Source organism: uncultured Duncaniella sp. (assembly GCF_910578445.1).
Classification (GTDB): Bacteria; Bacteroidota; Bacteroidia; order Bacteroidales; family Muribaculaceae; genus Duncaniella.
Genome location: NZ_CAJTQC010000074.1, coordinates 1 through 698 on the forward strand (window position 1 = coordinate 1; position 698 = coordinate 698).

The following is a 698-nucleotide window of genomic DNA, read 5'->3' on the forward strand; positions in this document are numbered from 1 at the left end:
CTTTGGAGTTGAAGGCTTCGGCCGAGGCATTAGTTGCGCGACGTCGGAAATAATTTAGGATAGTCGGGGCGTGGTTCTTGAACGTCTTGATGACAGAGCGGAAGTTGTTGTTGCCCAATGCCATTACTTTTTCATACCACTTGTTCATCCGACCCATTGCTTTGGTGGGTGATATCTTTGCGTTGAAGATTTGGCGCAGTTCCATAGCCAGATGGTATGCAGCTTTCAGTATCGGATAGTGTTTGAACAGAATGTTTGCGCGATGACGCTGTATGTCAGTCCATTTGTTCTGCGACATCATCAGGGTGTGCTTGCTGCGGGCAAGGATCTGGCGCATGGTCTCGCCGTTGGAATATGTAATTGGGGTCTCTGATTTGTCACGGCTGTTGTCTTCGGCAATGAGCTGTCGGCGTATGTCTATGCGAATTTCGTCGACAGCCTCGTTATAGACCTGCTGCACATGGAAGCGGTCGTTAACGACGTGGGCGTTGTAGAATACCTCGGCGGCTATCAGCATCATCGAGGGCGACAGATCGCAGGTCACTTCTTTTACCCTGCGTCTGACCGATTTACCCATGGCTCCGATGAGGATTGTGGTTATCTCATCGCTCTTTGTGCCGGGTATGGCCGCCGCCAGCGTCCCACGGCCACCGTGTCCGTCCTTGTTCGTGAGGAAAGTCCATACCTCGCCGTTGCTC

At 52.1% G+C, this 698-nt stretch carries 1 protein-coding gene; it reads right to left on the reverse strand.

The genetic code is table 11. The annotated features are described in order from the left end of the window. Positions 1–698 (reverse strand): transposase (locus QZ311_RS12375; RefSeq protein ID WP_297068533.1); only part of this gene is annotated, 698 nt, incomplete at both ends.